Source organism: Streptomyces sp. RB17 (assembly GCF_009604455.1).
Classification (GTDB): Bacteria; Actinomycetota; Actinomycetes; order Streptomycetales; family Streptomycetaceae; genus Streptomyces.
Genome location: NZ_WEGL01000015.1, coordinates 67,190 through 83,127, shown reverse-complemented (window position 1 = coordinate 83,127; position 15,938 = coordinate 67,190). Strand labels below are relative to the sequence as shown.

13 protein-coding genes and 2 pseudogenes are annotated in these 15,938 nt (G+C 69.7%); 8 read left to right on the top strand and 7 right to left on the bottom strand.

The window, feature by feature from the left end; translation table 11 throughout:
* Nucleotides 1-126: 126 nt before the first annotated feature.
* Nucleotides 127-360 carry an ATP-binding protein gene (locus tag SRB17_RS48320; RefSeq protein ID WP_323377490.1) on the bottom strand — a complete coding sequence of 78 codons (234 nt, stop codon included), beginning with the start codon at nt 358-360 and terminating at the stop codon, nt 127-129.
* Nucleotides 361-504: 144 nt separating this feature from the next.
* Here SRB17_RS48320 and SRB17_RS41725 point away from each other — a divergent pair, with 144 nt between their 5' ends.
* Nucleotides 505-3,174 (top strand): TOTE conflict system archaeo-eukaryotic primase domain-containing protein, encoded by a 2,670-nt coding sequence (locus SRB17_RS41725; protein WP_153546912.1) that lies wholly within the window; start codon nt 505-507, stop codon nt 3,172-3,174.
* Between the two features lie 93 nt (nt 3,175-3,267).
* On the opposite strand, the gene SRB17_RS47145 is transcribed toward SRB17_RS41725, so the two are convergent.
* Both SRB17_RS47145 and SRB17_RS41710 read right to left on the bottom strand, forming a co-directional pair.
* Nucleotides 3,268-3,786 carry a Mu transposase C-terminal domain-containing protein gene (locus SRB17_RS47145; RefSeq protein WP_153546910.1) on the bottom strand — a complete coding sequence of 173 codons (519 nt, stop codon included), beginning with the start codon at nt 3,784-3,786 and terminating at the stop codon, nt 3,268-3,270.
* A 977-nt stretch (nt 3,787-4,763) separates the two neighbouring features.
* A pseudogene (locus SRB17_RS41710) lies at nt 4,764-4,885 on the bottom strand (helix-turn-helix domain-containing protein); the annotation flags it as partial.
* A 25-nt stretch (nt 4,886-4,910) separates the two neighbouring features.
* Here SRB17_RS41710 and SRB17_RS41705 point away from each other — a divergent pair.
* Nucleotides 4,911-5,075, top strand: a pseudogene (locus SRB17_RS41705) (transposase); the annotation flags it as partial.
* A gap of 347 nt (nt 5,076-5,422) precedes the next feature.
* On the opposite strand, the gene SRB17_RS41695 reads toward SRB17_RS41705, so the two are convergent.
* The 4 genes from SRB17_RS41695 to SRB17_RS41680 form a co-directional block, all read right to left on the bottom strand.
* Nucleotides 5,423-5,953, bottom strand: coding sequence for a hypothetical protein (locus tag SRB17_RS41695; RefSeq protein WP_153546908.1), 531 nt, complete (start codon nt 5,951-5,953; stop codon nt 5,423-5,425).
* A gap of 92 nt (nt 5,954-6,045) precedes the next feature.
* Nucleotides 6,046-7,653, bottom strand: coding sequence for a hypothetical protein (locus SRB17_RS41690; RefSeq protein ID WP_194294315.1), 1,608 nt, complete (start codon nt 7,651-7,653; stop codon nt 6,046-6,048).
* 825 nt (nt 7,654-8,478) lie between these two features.
* The gene (locus SRB17_RS41685) at nt 8,479-9,300 is read right to left on the bottom strand and encodes a hypothetical protein (RefSeq protein ID WP_323377489.1); all 822 of its coding nucleotides are present in this window, start codon (nt 9,298-9,300) and stop codon (nt 8,479-8,481) included.
* An 85-nt stretch (nt 9,301-9,385) separates the two neighbouring features.
* Entirely contained in the window at nt 9,386-10,111 is a 726-nt protein-coding gene (locus SRB17_RS41680) for a dienelactone hydrolase family protein (RefSeq protein WP_153546906.1), read from the bottom strand.
* Nucleotides 10,112-10,250: 139 nt separating this feature from the next.
* Between SRB17_RS41680 and SRB17_RS41675 the strand changes: the two genes are divergently transcribed.
* The 6 genes from SRB17_RS41675 to SRB17_RS41650 all read left to right on the top strand — a co-directional run bounded on the left by SRB17_RS41675 (nt 10,251) and on the right by SRB17_RS41650 (nt 15,924).
* Entirely contained in the window at nt 10,251-10,457 is a 207-nt protein-coding gene (locus SRB17_RS41675; RefSeq protein WP_153546904.1) for a hypothetical protein, read from the top strand.
* A 344-nt stretch (nt 10,458-10,801) separates the two neighbouring features.
* Nucleotides 10,802-11,326: a PadR family transcriptional regulator gene (locus SRB17_RS41670; protein WP_153546902.1), complete on the top strand. Its 525-nt coding sequence runs from the start codon at nt 10,802-10,804 to the stop codon at nt 11,324-11,326.
* Entirely contained in the window at nt 11,323-12,009 is a 687-nt protein-coding gene (locus SRB17_RS41665) for an ABC transporter ATP-binding protein (protein ID WP_153546899.1), read from the top strand. The genes SRB17_RS41670 and SRB17_RS41665 overlap by 4 nt, the downstream gene beginning before the upstream one ends.
* On the top strand, nt 12,006-14,258 hold the full coding sequence (locus tag SRB17_RS41660) for an ABC transporter permease (protein ID WP_228396604.1): 2,253 nt from the start codon (nt 12,006-12,008) through the stop codon (nt 14,256-14,258). The genes SRB17_RS41665 and SRB17_RS41660 overlap by 4 nt, the downstream gene beginning before the upstream one ends.
* A 182-nt stretch (nt 14,259-14,440) precedes the next feature.
* A complete protein-coding gene (locus tag SRB17_RS41655) occupies nt 14,441-14,647 on the top strand; it encodes a DUF6191 domain-containing protein (protein WP_323377488.1) in 207 nt (68 codons plus the stop codon).
* Nucleotides 14,644-15,924, top strand: a complete 1,281-nt coding sequence (locus tag SRB17_RS41650; protein ID WP_323377487.1) for an acetylhydrolase — start codon at nt 14,644-14,646, stop codon at nt 15,922-15,924. Before SRB17_RS41655 ends, SRB17_RS41650 begins: the two co-directional genes overlap by 4 nt.
* Nucleotides 15,925-15,938: the final 14 nt, after the last annotated feature.

Genomic DNA, 15,938 nt, shown 5'->3' with positions numbered 1-15,938 from the left:
ACGACGGACGGCATCCGCAACCTCCCGGGGAGCGACGACACGACATGCCACCACTCCCACCGGGTCACCCACGCTATGCCTGACCAGCGAAAACGCCGCCCTCAGATTCGGAACGACAACAGCCACTCAAGTCCCAGTCTCCAGTCGTGGCGCACAGCCCACTTCGTCGATCACGATCAGCGGGTAGCGGCCGAGCTTGGTGAGCTTGGCCTGGAGGCGTCCGGCGTGGTGGGCGGCGGCCAGGCGGTCGACCCATTCGGACGCGGTGGCGAAGGCGACGCGGTGGCCGGCCTGGCAGGCCCGGCTGTGATCGCCGCTGCCTTCGCGGTACTGCTCCTGAACGGCACTGCCGGTCCGCACACGGCGACGCATACACCGGCACAGCCGTACGGACCCGGATCACCGTCCGCTCCCAAGCGCTCCATCTACCCCACTGCGAAACAGGGGCGTCGGGAGAGGGAAACCTGACTGGTTTCGCTGCGTGACGCACGCGCAGTCTGGATCATGGGAACCGTGGAGGACTGGTCCGACTACCTCGATCCCGATGAATTGCGCATCCGTCTCGACGTTGTGCTGGAGGAGAACGCAGAGCTTCGCGGGGAGATTGCCCGGCTGAGAGCGGACAACGCCCGGCTGTGCAGCCTCCTGAGCCGAGACACCCAGACTGCACCTGTCGACATGCCGCCTGCTTCCGAGGCCGTCCCAGCACTTCCACCAGCCGGGCCCGGCGGGCTGCCGTATGCGGACGCCTCATCCAGTGCCGAGGCGAAGATCACCCTGTTTAGGTCCCTGTTCGCAGGCCGCGAGGACGTCTACGCGAAGCGATGGGTCAGCGCCAGGTCCGGCCGGACCGGCTGGAGCCCGGCCGAGGACAACCCGTTCGACAAGAACAAAGCCGACGAGGACCGGGTGTTCTGGCCGCTGACCGACGAAACCGTCTACCGCCATCTGGACCCGACCTGTCAGGGCCGCAGCGAGCTGCACATCGGGCTGTATCCGCTGCTGGCCGACGACACCTGCCGGCTGTTGGCGTGCGACTTCGACGGCAAGGACGGCAGCGACTGGCGCGCCGACGCGAGCGCGTACGTCACGGCCTGCCATGAGGCGGGCGTTCCCGCCGTCCTCGAAATCTCCCGGTCAGGGAAGGGCGCGCACGTGTGGACATTCTTCACCGCGCCCGTCGCGGCGGCCACTGCCCGCGCCCTGGGGATGGCGCTGCTGCGCCAGGCGATCGACGCCCGCGGGCAGATGGCGCTGTCCAGCTACGACCGGCTCTTTCCCGCCCAGGACTTCCTGCCGAGCAAGGCCAAGGGCCGCTTCCGGTTCGGCAGCCTGATCGCGCTGCCGCTGCACGGCGTCTCCCGCGGCAAGGGCACCACCGTCTTCGTGGACCCCGCCACTTGGCAGCCCTACCCCGACCAGTTCGCCCACCTCGCACGCACCGAACGGCTGTCCCCGGCCGACGTCGACGTGCTCGTCGACAAGCTCGGCCCGGTCAAGGCCGGACCTTCCCCGACCGCCCCGGAGCTGGGGCGCAAGCCCCGCCGCAAGGCACTCGGTAAGGCTCCCGGCCGCGTCCAGGCCCGGCTCGCGGCGATGCTTTCGATCTCCACAGCCGGATTGCCGCCGCAACTGCTGGCCGCACTCAAGCACGCGGCGTCGTTCCACAACCCGGAGTTCTACCGCAAACAGAACCAGCGCTTCTCCACCTGGGCCACACCGCGCCTCGTCTGCTGTTTCGACGCATCCGACCCCGACTGGCTCAAACTGCCCCGCGGCCTGGTGGACGAGGCCACCCAGCTCATCGCCGCCGCCGGCGGTACCCTCGACGTCACGAGCGAACTGCCCGAACCCCCTACGATCACCGCCCACTTCACAGGCGAGCTGACCACCACCCAGCGCACCGCTGTGGAGGCGATGGGCGGCCATCCGGCGGGCATCCTGGTCGCGCCACCCGGCTCCGGCAAGACCGTCATGGCCTGCGCCCTGATCGCCCACCACCACACCCCGACCGCAGTGATCGTGAACCGGGCAGAACTGCTGACCCAGTGGCAGGAGCGTCTGGCCGCCTTCCTGGACTTGGGCGACAGCCCGGTCGGCTCGCTCGGCGGCGGCAAAGACCGTCGCGGCCACATCGTCGACCTGATCATGCTGCAGACGCTGTCCCACCGCGACGCCCCCGACGACCTACTCAACGGGTACGGGCTGGTCATCGTGGATGAGTGCCACGCCGTCGGCGCACCCGGCGCCGAAGCCGCGATCCGCCGAGCGAAGGCACCGCGCTTCATCGGGCTGTCCGCCACCCCCTACCGGGCAGACCAGATGGACCCGTTGATCACGATGCAGTGCGGCCCGATCCGCCACGAGATCGACGACACCAGCACCTTCGCCAAGCACCTCATCGTGCACCCCACCACCTTCACCACCGACGAACCGGGCACCGACGGCGCCTCGATCCAGGCCATCTACAACCAACTCGCCCACCACGACGCCCGCAATCAGCTGATCGCTGCGGACATCGCCGACGCCGCCCGACGCGGCCGCTGCAGCCTGGCCCTGACCAACCGCCTCGAACACCTCCAGCAGCTCGCCGAAGCCCTCCAACCTCACGGCATCACCCCGCTGATCCTGCACGGCGGCATGCCACCGACCGAGCGCGCCCGGGTCCGTTCTGCCCTGTCCGAGGAACACGATGAACCGCTGGTGCTCCTGGCGATCGACAAACTCGCCGGCGAGGGCTTCGACGCACCACGCCTCGACACGCTCTTCCTGACCAGTCCCATCTCGTTCAAGGGCCGGGTCATCCAGCAGGTCGGCCGGATCATGCGCAACACCGAAGCGCGGAAGTCCCACGTCGAGGCCCACGACTACCTCGACGCCAACGCCCCCCTCCTGGAACGCATGCACCACAAGCGCCGCCGCATCCTCGAACGCCGCGGCTTCGCGACCACCACTCCAGAGCACCTGCCGCCCACGCCGACCGGCGCACCTGTCCCCACCGCCCGGCGGCCCCGGTCCGTGGCCCCGGCGCCGAACGTGGCCGAGGTACGGGCCTGGGCACGCGACCAGGGCATGCACGTACCATCACGCGGCAGACTCCGCGCCGAGATCTGGGAAGCCTGGCACGCCACTCACCCGGCCACGAGCGGGCAGGAGACCCGCCTCACCACATAGCCGGTGAACCCCGGTCGGCAAACCGGCGATCATCAAGACGACGGATACCTCACTCACTGTCACCGCCTTGACCGAGGAGGAGCTACCGATTGCTCACCATCCGCCATGATCGTGATGGGGTATGTACCGGATACGGACACTGCGGCCGGCCTGACCGGCCATCCACGCGCCGACGTAGTCACGGCCTCGCCAGCGCACCCCGTGGCTGGTCAGCTTCCACGCCCGACCCTCGCCCTCCAGCATCAGAGCCCACGCAGCGGCCTCAGGGATGTCAGAGAGCGGCGTGAGGTCCCTCTGCCATGCCTCGACGGGGCTCTGGCCGCTCAGGCCGTCGGGGCGATGCTCGGTGTTCCACCACGTTATCCAGGCCAGGACCTCGGCGGTGAACTCCGTGAAGGTCAAAGGCAGGGGCGCATCACAGTCGGCGGACTCCTTCTTGCCGCGCCGGGGCGAGCGAGTGACGGTATAGCCGGGCAGAGCGGCGAAGAGTTGGGAAATGCAATGGAGTTGAGACGGCCCACCGATGAAGCAGTCTGAGACAGCGCGGGAGGCGGCTGCATAGTGGTGGGCGGCGGTTGCCGCGTGGCCGAGCAGCTCGTGGCAGGTGAGCAAGCAGGTGGGGCTGGTCCAGGCAGCCGCCGCTGCCGGTGCGACAGCGGCGGCCGGTTGCGCGTTCCTGGCCAGAAGGCCATGGACCGCGCCGGTGTGCCCGGGGGCGTTCGGTGTATGACCGGGACGCTCGAGAGGGCGGCGGATGTGCTGGAGACCCCGTTATGAGTTGCTGCGGCGGCGCGCAATCAGCACGGTGCCGGCGCCTGCCGCGATCAGAGCGGCGGCTGCACCGCCCAGGACCGCCTCCTTCGTATGGTCTGCACCGGTGTGGGCGAGTTCCGGCTTGTCCGGGCGCTTTTCGTCGTTGTCGCAGCCGTGCTCCTTGCAGCCATCCTCGTCCGAACCGTGCTCCTCGGAGCCGTGCTCCTTGCAGCCGTCCTCGTCCGAACCGTGCTCCTCGGAGCCGTGCTCCTTGCAGCCATCCTCGTCCGAACCGTGCTCGCGGTTAGGTGTGTGCGTCTGATGCGGGGTGCTGGGGTAGCTATCGGCGTAGGCGGTCACCGCGCCTGCCAGCGGTGCAGCGAAGAGCGCAGCGGCCGCGGCTGCTGACGCCACAACAGATCGCCATCGAGGCGATGTCGTCATCGTTTCCACTCTCCTCGGCTTGGGACGCCCGTCTTCAGTGAGGGCAGCTCCAACACCTGGATAATGGAGATAATAGGAACCTAATAGCACAAACAGCATGATGTCGTGTATCAGTCGCCCGGATGGGGTAGCGCGAGCGGGAGGCCGCGCCCTCGACGGCCGATGCAGGACCGGGGGGCGGTGGTGTCGCGTGGTGCTGATTGCGTCACGAGCTTCGGCTCGTCCTCCGTCTCCGCTGCGCCGCATCGAGCGTGGCGCCCGGTGGGATGCCGTCCGCAGCCCTTCGAACGTCTCGGAGCGGTGCGGGGCCAGGGCGAAGGCACGTCAGATCCTGGAAATGGCCGACTGGGCCATGCCGGTCGCCGCCATCGAGCGGATGTCCGCGCTCGCTCGTGGGCGTCCTTGCGGATACGCAAGGCGTCGTTGAACACGACGCGTGCGCACCCGAACGCCCTGGCCAGCGCACTGCGCTGGGGCCCGTTCGGTACAGGCGGAAGCTGTACCTCAACTGCATACCGATCACCATACATACGTGGTTTATGGCCGAATACGGCAACATCAGAACGGGTCGACACCGCGCGTTCGCCCTTCACACGCACTTGGTTTTCGTGACGAAGTACCCTCACAAGGTCTTCCGTGACGTCCACCTGCGGCGCATGGAGGAGATCATGCGGGCCGTGTGCGAGGACTTCGAAACCGAGCTGGTGGCGTTCAAGCTCAAGGGTGTCTCCTCTCGGCGGCTGCGGCAGGAGTTCCCCGACCTCGTACCACAGATCGCTGCCGTTGGAGTCCTGCCACCGGGGCAGCGGTTCCGGGGAAGGGCGGTCGAAGACCTCACCGAAGTACCTGGCCTCGACGGTGGCCTGGTCACTTGTAGCGTTCTCACTTACGAAGCCAGCGGCATCATCAGCCGGGACGATCCGCGTGCCGTGTACGTCTTGGGCCAGCCCGGAGCGGGCAAGCTGCTGGCCCCCAGGATGGTCCGCGCGCGATGCGGGGGCTGGAGCAGCTGCGAGCGGTGCTGAGCGGCGGCTGAGGCTTGCTGCGGGCGCTACCGGGTGACGGTGACGGTGACCTCGTAGCGTTCCTGGCCTGGGGAGCAGCGCATCGCCTCGCCGCACGAGGTGCGCCAGGCCGTGATGTGCGCGGTACCGGGTCGGCGGGCGGTGAACCGTGCCGAGGAGGTCCCGCAGCCGCGGCCGGGCGGGCAGGTGGCGGCGGGGGTGGTGCCGGCCCCAGACGGGGCGAGCACCTGCGGGTTCGATCCGGCCGGGGTCGACCAGTAGGTGCTATGCAGGCGTACCACGACGAGCGTGCCGGTGGTCACCCGGACGGTGGTTCCCCGCGTCCGTTCGTCGAGGACGAGGGGTCCGGAGGAGTGGCTGGCCGAAGCAGCGGAGGTGCCTGAGTCCGGCGGCGGTGTGGCGGGAAGGGATCCGGCGGCGCCGCCGGAACATCCGGTGAGGAGGCAGGCCGCGGCCGCCAGGCAGGTGAGGAGGCAGGCCGCGGCCGCCAGGCAGGTGAGGCCGGTGCGCAGCGGGCGCAGCCGAACGGGGCGGCGGCGGGCCGGCAGGTGTGGCATGGGCGCTCCCGTGGACGCCGCCCGGGGGGACGGACGGCGGTGGAGGGCGGGGGGCGGGGCGGCGGCCCGCCCCCCGCGGTACGGGGTGAAGGTCAGGAGACGGTCACGTCGTCGTAGTAGGTGTACGTCGCGTCACCCGCGTAGTTGTCGTCCTTGTTGGTCAGGGTGAGCGTGTAGTTGTGGCCCGGGGTGACGGTGCCGGACACCTGCTTCCAGCCTGCGCCCTGGGTGCAGGTCTTGCCCAGCAGCGTCGTGGTGGTGCCGGACGTGGTGTCCTGGAGCGTGGCCGTCGCCCAGTCGTAGGTCACCGTGTCCGGGCAGGTGACGTTGTACCAGAAGGAGACCTTGCTGGTGCCGGACGGCGCGGTGAAGCTCTGGGAGAGGGAGGAGGTGTTGGTCGGGCTGGTCGAGCCGGCCATCGCGCCGTAACTGCCGCTGTGCGCCGCGGAGGAGGTGGCGGAGGTGCTGCCGCTGGTGGTCCAGCTGGACAGGCTGCCGGTCTCGAAGGTGCCGTTGGTGAGGGTACCGCCGCCGCCCGTGCCGCCGCCGACGATCGGGTGGGAGATGGCGCAGGAGTTGGTGTCGTTGGACCAGCTCGCCTGCTCGGCGAAGGTGCCGGTGCCCATCTTCACGTTGGCCGCGCCGCCCGTGCTGCCGGGTGAGATCCAGGCGCACTCGTCGGAGTTCTCCTGGCCGTCGTAGGAGCTGCCGGTGTGGTTGGTCCAGCCGCCGGCCGGGTTCTGGTCGGACATCATCTCGTGCCACTCGTGGCCGAGTGTCATGGTCCAACCGTCGAGCGTGCCGGGTGAGTTGACGAAGCCGACACCGCAGCCCGCGCCGGAGTCCATGTTGTACGGCTGGTTGCTGAACGCAATGTCGCCGTAGGAGGAGGACACCGGGCCGCCGGTCAGGGTGCTGTCGCCGTTGTAGTCGTGCCAGGCGCAGTACTGACCCTGGTAGTTGTCCGGGTTCGTACCGTGCGGGGACAGGATGACATAGTACGCGTCACGGTTGGCGGCCGCGGTGGTGTTGCCGAAGTGACCGGCCGCCTTGACGGCCTCGGCACCCAGCTGGTGCCCGGTCGCGGCACTCGGGGAGGCCGCCGAGTTGTCGTACCACACGCCGGCCAGCACACCGCCGCTCTGGTACGGGACGAAGTTGGCGTTGGACGGGCAACTGGTGGCGCCGGTCGCCACGTTGGGGCCGTCACACCATTGGGTGAGGTCGGCGGACCACAGCTCGTTGCCCGTGCCGATGCCCTTGAACATCTCCTGGGTGACCGGGGCCGCGCCGTCCGGGTCGCCGGAGAACGTGGCGTCGCCGCTGCCGTTGGTGCTCTGCGTGCCCCACTGCGAGCCGTAGAAGACCAGGTAGACCTTTGAGTGGCCGCTCTGGACGCCGATGCCGTCGATGCCGCCGCCGTAGGAGAGCGTCTCCGGGCCGGTCGCCGCGGTCGCGGCGGGATGGGCGGCCGACCAGGACTTCATCCTGGCGTGCTGCTGGATGGTCGGAAGGACACCGTGCCGGTACGGGTGCTGGTAAGCCGGGTCGTATGGGTTCGGTCTGGCCGTGTGACCTGGGGCCTGGGGGGCGGCTGTCGCCTGGGGTATGGAGGCGAGTGCCGCGGCGGTGAGAAGGGACAACGACGCGAGACCGCTCAGGGTCGCCCGGGCCGCGCCGCGGATGTGGGGTTTACCCATGGGTAATGGGTTCCTTTCTGCGTACAGGCCTCCGCCGTGGGTGCGGTGGAGGCGAGCTGTGTGACACGTCGACGGGGCTGTGCCGGGTGACTGTGCGGGCTTGGGTACCTGCCCGACAGCCGGGGACTCACAACGGCATTACGTGGCTGCGCAACTCCCCTGCCACAACGCGTGTTTGCTGGTCGTAGCAGGTGATGCCCTGTCAGACGGCGAGAAGCAAAGCAGACTTGACGCGTTCCGGTCAATGAGAATGCACAGGGTTTTCATGGGAAACGGGGCCATGCGGCCCCCTTTCCGTGCGTCAATGCGAAGGTGCCGAAAGTTGAAGGAAATACTGCGTCAAGAAGTCGGCGCCTGGAGGATCGCAAGCGGCAAAAAGAGGGCGTACTCGTCGATGATTAGTCCCACGGACTCGCGGCTCGCCCCTCCGGCCGAGCCATGGCATAACTTCGAACCTGGCCGACCCTGCCCAGACGCCGATGGTCACCGGTGTCCCCGTGGCCGCCGCGATGGGAATGGACACAGCGGCCTGGCGTGACGAGTTCGGCGCCATCCCACCGCAGGAAGCGAAGGCACGCACCTTCGTGCTGTGATTCCTCGCCGATCTGCTCGACACCCTCACCGAACCCCGGGCGCAACCGATCTCATGTGCAGGAGACCTCCAACTCTCTTGCACAGTCACAACCGCACGAGCATGACCAGCCGTCTCCAGCCCGCTCTGGTCGGCCTGGAAATGCCCGTCAGCGCATCGGCTCCGCCTCCCTGCCAGAGGCCACCACGGATGCGCACGCCGTACCCGACCCTCGCCGACGGCAAGCCGAAGCCTCAGCCGAGCCCCAGCCGACTGAGCGCCGTGGTCCAATCGGTGACGATCGCCTGCTGTGCCGCGGCCAGGGTGACCTTCCCCGAGCAGACCGCCGTGTGCAGTTTCGTCTCTACCGGGTCCTTCAGGTTGTTCACCCCCGAGCCCGGCTCGTGCCCCGGGTCGGCCGGCTCCACCCACAGGTTGCGGGCGTCGTTCGGGTCACCGCCCAACTGCAGGGAAAGCAGGTGGTCGTACTCAGCGTCGCCGAGGCTGCCCTTGTAGCCGAAGGAGGCGGCGTTCGCCGCCTTTTCCTTGCGGGTGATCGCCTCCGGCGGCCGGATGTTCTTGGTGTAGCCGCCCTTGCGGCAGATCGTCGTCGCCAGGTTCGCCTGCGTCACCGCCGGCGAGATGGCACCTGGCGTGCACGACCGGTCTTCGAGGGGCTCGCCCTTCTCGTACCGGTGCAGCAGCAGCTGCCTGCGGGCGGCTGCTGCTGCACCGTGTACGTAGTCTGCGGCCCCGCACCCACCGCAATCTTCGCCGCTCCCGCAGGTACGGCAGTCCCCGACGGCCCCGCCGCCGACGCTCCGCCCTTCCCCGAGGTGCCCGACCCGGAGGACGAAACGTTCGAACAACCCGCCAGCAACAGGCAGGAAAGCAGCACCGGCGGCACGGCGAACTTCAACCGGCTCAACGTCATCTGTCTCGAAGAGCACCCCGACCGGGTGGAGGAACTCCAGCGGCAGTTCGCCAAAGTGCCTCGCTCGCCGCAGTTGAACATCAGCGTGCAGGCGCCGGGCACCTTTGCCGCACAGCAGCCTCAGCTGTCTGTGCTTGCCCATCGCGGCCGTGCCGAAACACCCGTGCTCTGGCTGATCGACCCGTTCGACCTGAGGTTGCGGTCCAGGATCGTGGTTGCCGACCAGATCACTCCGTTATGGGCAGGCACTCGGCGAGCAGGTCGACGACGTCCCGCCAAGCTCGCTGCGCGTGCTGCGGGTGGTAGCCGACCCCCGGGAGCACGGTGTGGTCGACCGGCGGGTGATGGAAGGCGTGCAAGGCGCCGCCATAGACCACGAGGCGCCAGTCGACGCCCGCAGCCTGCATCTCGGCGGTGAATGCGTCCCGTTGCGCGGGCGGCATGATCGGGTCTTCCGACCCGACCCCGGCCCACACCGGGCAGTGAATGCGCGCCGTCTCGCCTGGTCGGCCCGTGGTCAGCGCGTTGACTGTCGCGATCGCGCGCAGGTCGACGCCGTCGCGCCCGAGTTCCAGCGCGATTGCGCCCCCGGTGCCGTAGCCGACAGCGGCGACCCGGTCCGGGTTGGCCCGCGGCTCGGCGCGGAGCACGTCGAGCGCCGCGTGGCCGATGCCTCGCATCCGGCCGGGGTCGGCGAGCAGCGGCACGCAACAGGCCAGCATCTCCTCAGGGTCGCCCAAATAGCGCCCGCCGTGGAGGTCGAAGGCCAGCGCCACGTATCCCAGCTCGGCGAGCGCATCGGCCCGGCGGCGCTCGACGTCGCTGAGCCCCATCCCCTCGGGCCCGACCAGGACCGCGGGCCGACGGTCGACACCGGCCGGGAGCGCGAGATGCCCGATCATCGTCAGGCCGTCGGCCGCGTATTCGATCGTGCGTGTTGTAACCGTCGTCATGAGCCTGGACTGTAGTGATCGTCGAGCCCGGTCGGGCCGGTGTTCTGCCGCTGGCAGAAGGCAGGTCTCTGGCGTATTCCGGAACCATCCCACGGACCAAACACTCAGATAGTTCAGACAAGCAGGCGTCCGCGGCCCCATGCTGCGTCCCGAGCCCAGCCGACTTCCGCTGCTACGGGAGCTGGAGGCCAACCTGACCGAGCGCATCGCCGAGGCCCGTCAACAAGTCTGGCTCAGCGAGGTCGCCGGCCTGCAGGAGACCCTGGCCGCCCTGCGCGCCAAAACCGAGCACGCCGAACACCTTGCCGCGGCCGGCGTCACCGACAGCCCAGAACAACTGACCTGAGCGGCCAAACCATGAGCAGACCCGCGCGGTCGGCCGACGGCCCCTGGCCCGGCACTGTGCGCCGCCCGGTCCAGCCGGGATACCGGCCGGGCCGGGCGAAACCGCGTGCTGTCGGCTACAGCCTGAAAAGGGCAGCCCTCCAGATCACAAAGCCGACACTCGCCGCCGCGCGAGCCGTCAACCGGGAGCCGACCAAAGATCTGAACCAGCGTCCCTGATAGTCGGCTCAGGGCGACACGCTGGTCGCCGGGTGACAGGCAGGCAACCGGATGCTAGGTCCCAGGACCAGAACGTACTCTCAGCAGATATACACTCGGAGTATATCTGCGGTGTATGGTCCTCGCATGAGTGTTCCTCTCACCCTGTTGGGGCTGTTGGAGCGGGAGCCGAGCCATGGCTACGACCTCAAGCGCGACTACGACGCCTTCTTCAACCGCGGCAAGCCGCTGCCGTACGGGCAGGTCTACACAACGCTTGGCCGGTTGGCGCGGGACGGGAAGGTCATCGCCGGCGAGGCGGAGCCCGGGGTCGGCCCCGAGCGCAAGCGCTACGTGATCACCGAGGCGGGGGCGACGGAGTTCGAGACCTGGCTCACCGAGCCGGTGGCCCCCGAGCCCAATCTGCAGACCGTGCTGTTCACCAAAGTCGTGCTGGCCCTGATGCTCGGCCGCGACGCCCAGCAGTATCTCGACACCCAGCGGGCCGCCCACCTGCAGCGGATGCACGAGCTGACGAAGCTGCGCCGCAATGGCCCGATCATCGACGCCCTGCTCGCCGACCACGGCCTGTTCCACCTGGAGGCCGACCTGCGATGGATCGAGCTGACCACGGCCCGGATGGACACGCTGGCAGCGGCGGTGCGCACATGACCGCCCTGATCGAGGCCCGCGACCTCACTCTCTCCTTCGGCGAGACCCCCGCCCTGCGCGGCGCCAGCCTGGCCATCGAGGCCGGCGAGGTGTTCGCCGTGATGGGGCCGAGCGGCTCGGGCAAGTCCACCCTGCTGCACTGCCTGGCCGGCATCCTCACCCCCGACTCGGGCGAGGTGCACTTCGACGGACGCCGCATCGACACCCTGAACGAGGCCGAGCGCAGCGCCTTGCGCCGCGACACCTTCGGCTTTGTCTTCCAGTTCGGCCAGCTCGTCCCCGAGTTGACCGCCGAGGAGAACGTCGCCCTGCCGCTGCTGTTCTCCGGCGTGCGCCGGGCGGCCGCGCTCGCCGAGGCACGGCCCTGGTTCGCCCGGATGGGCCTGGATGGCCTGGAGCGGCGCCGCTCCGGGGAGTTGTCGGGCGGCCAGGCGCAGCGAGTGGCGCTGGCCCGCGGTCTGGTGGCCCGGCCCAAGGTCCTGTTCGCCGACGAGCCGACCGGGGCGCTCGACTCGCTCACCGGCGAGCAGGTGATGGACCTGATGGTGGACGCGGCCCACGAGGAGGGCACCACCATCGTCCTGGTGACCCACGAACCCCGGGTCGCCGCGCACGCCGACCGCGAGGCCATCGTCCGGGACGGCAAGGCCAGCCTGCTCACGACCGGACGGATCGCCTCGTGATCGGCTTCGCGCTCCGCCTCACGGTCAGCGGCGGCCGGGAGGCGGTCGCCCGGCTGGCCATGATCGCCGCCGCGGTCGCCATCGGCGTCGGGCTGCTGCTGTCGACCTTCGCCAGCGTGAACGCCGTCGAGCGGACGAACCAGCGGCAGGTGTGGCTCGACACCGGCGCCCCGAGTCGTACCGAGCAGGCGTCGGCGGACCCGCTGTGGTGGTGGCCGCACGGCGACTACTACGACGGCAAGTCCCTCACCGAGGTCGACGTCGCCGCGACCGGCCCCACCTCGCCGGTCCCGCCCGGCCTGACACATCTGCCGGCGCCAGGCGAGTACTACGCCTCTCCGGCGCTGGCGAAGCTGATCCGCGACACCCCGGCCGACCAGCTGGGCGACCGCTTCCCCGGGCGGCTCACCGGCACGGTCGGCGACGCCGCTCTGGCCTCCCCGGACTCGCTGATCGCTGTCATCGGCCGTACCCCCGCCCAGATCAAGGACGCACCAGGGGCGAGAGCGGTCACGACCATCGCAAGCACCCGGCCATCCGTCTGCGACAACGGGTGCTGGGACAACGCCGTGCGCGGCGACGCGATGACGCTCATCTCCTCCGTGGTGGCCGGGGCATTGATCTTCCCGGTGCTGATCTTCATCGCCACCGCGACCCGCCTGTCCGCCGCCACGCGCGAACAGCGGTACGCGGCGATGCGGCTGGTCGGCGCCACTCCCCGGCAGGTGGCGGCGCTCTCGGCGGTGGAGTCCGCGCTGGCGGCGGCCGCCGGGACGGTGGCCGGCTTCGGGCTCTATGCCGCGCTGCGCCCGCTGGTCGCCACCGTTCCGCTCACCGGGCAGCAGCGGTTCTTCCTTTCGGATCTGACACTCAGCGCCCCGCAGGCCCTCGGCGTCGTCGTCGGCGTGCCGGTGGCAGCGGCGATCGCAGCGCGCCTCGCACTGCGCCGGGTCACCGTCTCCCCGCTCGGCGTGACCCGCCGGGTGACCCCGCGCCCGCCGCGCGCCTGGCGGCTGATCCCGCTGCTGGCGGGCCTGGCCGAACTGGCGTACTTCGTCTTCGTCGGCCGCCGCCCGGCGACCGGGAATGGCCAGACGGCGGCCTACCTCCCCGGCTTCCTGGTGGTGATGCTGGGCCTGGTGATCGCCGGACCATACCTGACCATGATCGTCGCCCGGGCTGTCGCCCGGCGCACCCGACGCCCGGCCGCCCTGATCGCGGTGCGGCGGCTCGCCGACGACCCGAAGGCCGGCTTCCGCGCGGTCAGCGGCCTCGTCCTGGCCCTGTTCGTGACCACCGCAACCGTCAGCATCATCGGCACCATCAACGACTACCGCGGCACGCTGGGCGGCGACCGGCAGACCCGGACGGTGGTGGAGGCCGGCAGCGACGGCCGGGCGCCGCTGGCCGGGGCCATCCCGACACGGCTGCTCACCGAGGTGCGGGCGATCCAGGGCGTGCGGGGCGTGGCGGTCGTCCACGCCAACCCCGGCAGCGTCGGCACGGTGGCCCACCGAAGAGTCCACCCTGGCGATCCGCCCCTGGACGCGCCGGCACTGGTGACCTGCTCCGACCTGGCGCAGACTCCCATGGTGGGCCGCTGCCCGGCCGGCGCGAGCGTCACGGCCGTCGACTTCTACGCGTTCGTCAGCCTCCAATCGCACCCGAACCTGCCGTGGCCCGCCGCCTCGATCAGCACCGCAGCCGTCGCCAAGCTGCCCGTACAACTCGTCTACGTGGCCACCGACGGATCGACAGCCACCATGGAACGCGTACGGACCCTGCTCACCACCGCCTACCCGCACCAACAGGCCCAAACGGTGGGCGACTGGGGCACCGACTTGCAGCAGGAGCTGGCCGGTTGGCGGCAACTGGCCAACGTGGTGCTGCTGACCACCCTGCCGATCGCCGGCTGTAGCCTGGCGGTGAGCGTGGTCGCGGGCCTGTCGGATCGCCGACGCCCGTTCGCGCTGCTGCGGCTCACCGGCGCGCCGCTGCGGCTGCTGCAGCGGGTGATCGGCCTGGAGAGCACACTGCCGCTGCTGGCGGTTTCCGCGATCTCGATCGGTACGGCCTTCGCCGCCTCCGCCCTGTTCCTGAAATCGCAGATGCACTACGACCTGATGTCGCCGGGCGTGGCGTATTACGCGCTCGTCGCCCTCGGCCTCGTCGCCTCGCTGGGCATCATCGCCTCAACCCTCCCCCTACTCAAACGCATCACCGGCCCCGAGGCCGCCCGCAACGGCTGACACGCCAACTCCCCGCAGCGGTCCCGGACATCCTTCCTATCGGCGTCCGGGCTGATGGAGCTCTTCGCAACACGACAGCGGTTGTCTCCGAATCCACAGCCAGGAGCCTTGACGATGCCCATGCCTTCAGACCATCCGTCGCCCTGTCGGGAGCCTCGGCCCGATCAAGGCAGTGTCCTGCGGTGAACATCGTCGAAGAGGTCTTCCTTCCGAGCGCCCGCCACGTTCAGGAGGAGCGACAGCGTCTGGAGTGGATGCGCGACGACGACGGCGAGGGCGACCCCTACCGCGGGCCGATCGACCTCGACAGCGGCATCGTCCACATCAGGATCGGCCCGGAAGCAGCCGCCTCGGCGGAGCGACGTCGAGGACCGGACGCGAGGCCATGACGATGCCGCCCCAGACCCGGCGCCACGGGCTGCGAGCCCGGTTCCAACCAAGAAGCCCAGACTCGGGAGGATTCATGACCGTCACGGCGTCCAACAGCCGAAAACCAATGACTCGCCGTCACATGCTCGGGGCAGCGCTGACCGCTGGAATCGGGACTGCCGTGCCGCTCGGCGTCGCATCCCGCGCGTGGGCGGCTCCGACCGCCTCCAGCCCGGCGCAACTCACGCTGCCTCCGCCCACCGGGCCTCACTCGGTGGGCACGGTGCCGCTCCACCTCATCGACACCTCACGCCCGGATCCCGTGGCCGGCCCTGCGCATCACCGCGAGTTGATGGCCAGCGTCTGGTACCCCGCCCGCAGAACGAAGGACCTGCCGCGTGCCCCCTGGATGCCCGAGGGAGCGCTGCGGGCGTTCCTGACAGACGCCGACTTCCCCATCGACCCCGCCCTCGGCCCGCTCACCGCCGGACACATGGGCGCCCCCGTGCACCGTACGGGCCGCCGCCTGCCCGTCATCGTGTACTCGCACGGCTCGGGCAGCCACCGCGGTGACCACACCATCATGGTCCAGGAACTCGCCAGCCACGGCTACGCCGTGGTCACCGTCGACCACACCTACGACACGTTCACCGAGTTCCCCGACGGCCGGGTGGTCACCCCGGGCGACGTCCCGATGTTCCCGAGGGACTTCGCCGCGGACCTCCGGTTCCTGCTCGACTGTGTGGAGGGGCTCGCCGCCGGACATAACCCCAACGTCGACGGCAAGGCACTGCCCCAGGGCCTGCTCGGCGCCCTCGACCCGCGGTGCATCGGCGCGTTCGGCTGGTCAAAGGGCGGCACCGCCACCGCGCTCACCATGCTCGCCGACCAGCGCGTCAGGGCCGGGTTGAGCATCGACGGCCCGATGCAGCCGACCATCACCGCCGACCTGGACCGGCCGTTCATGATGATGACCGCCGTGTTCACCCGGGCCGCCATGCCGGACGTCGCCGAGTTCTGGACGCACCTTCGCGGCTGGCGGCTCAACATCCAGGCCGACGGGGCCGTCCACAACTCATACGGCGACAACGCGACGCTCATCCCGCAGGCAGGCAAGATCCTCGGCATGACCGACCAGCAGATCCAGGACTGGATCGGCACCCTCGACCCGGCCCGGTCGGTACGGATCCAACAGGCCTACCCGCTCGCCTTCTTCGACCTGCACCTGCGGCACCGCGGGAGGCATCTTCTCGACGGCCCGAGCGCGGCCTTCCCAGAGGTGAAGTTCCTTCCATGAAGCCGTGGACCGCG

Coding starts and splice junctions, on each gene's coding strand:
- SRB17_RS41725 (WP_153546912.1), top strand. CDS start 505: ATGGGAACCGTGGAGGACTGGTCCGACTACCTCGATCCCGATGAATTG.
- SRB17_RS41695 (WP_153546908.1), bottom strand. CDS start 5,953: ATGCCACACCTGCCGGCCCGCCGCCGCCCCGTTCGGCTGCGCCCGCTG.
- SRB17_RS41690 (WP_194294315.1), bottom strand. CDS start 7,653: ATGGGTAAACCCCACATCCGCGGCGCGGCCCGGGCGACCCTGAGCGGT.
- SRB17_RS41685 (WP_323377489.1), bottom strand. CDS start 9,300: ATGGGCAAGCACAGACAGCTGAGGCTGCTGTGCGGCAAAGGTGCCCGG.
- SRB17_RS41680 (WP_153546906.1), bottom strand. CDS start 10,111: ATGACGACGGTTACAACACGCACGATCGAATACGCGGCCGACGGCCTG.
- SRB17_RS41675 (WP_153546904.1), top strand. CDS start 10,251: ATGCTGCGTCCCGAGCCCAGCCGACTTCCGCTGCTACGGGAGCTGGAG.
- SRB17_RS41670 (WP_153546902.1), top strand. CDS start 10,802: ATGAGTGTTCCTCTCACCCTGTTGGGGCTGTTGGAGCGGGAGCCGAGC.
- SRB17_RS41665 (WP_153546899.1), top strand. CDS start 11,323: ATGACCGCCCTGATCGAGGCCCGCGACCTCACTCTCTCCTTCGGCGAG.
- SRB17_RS41650 (WP_323377487.1), top strand. CDS start 14,644: ATGACGATGCCGCCCCAGACCCGGCGCCACGGGCTGCGAGCCCGGTTC.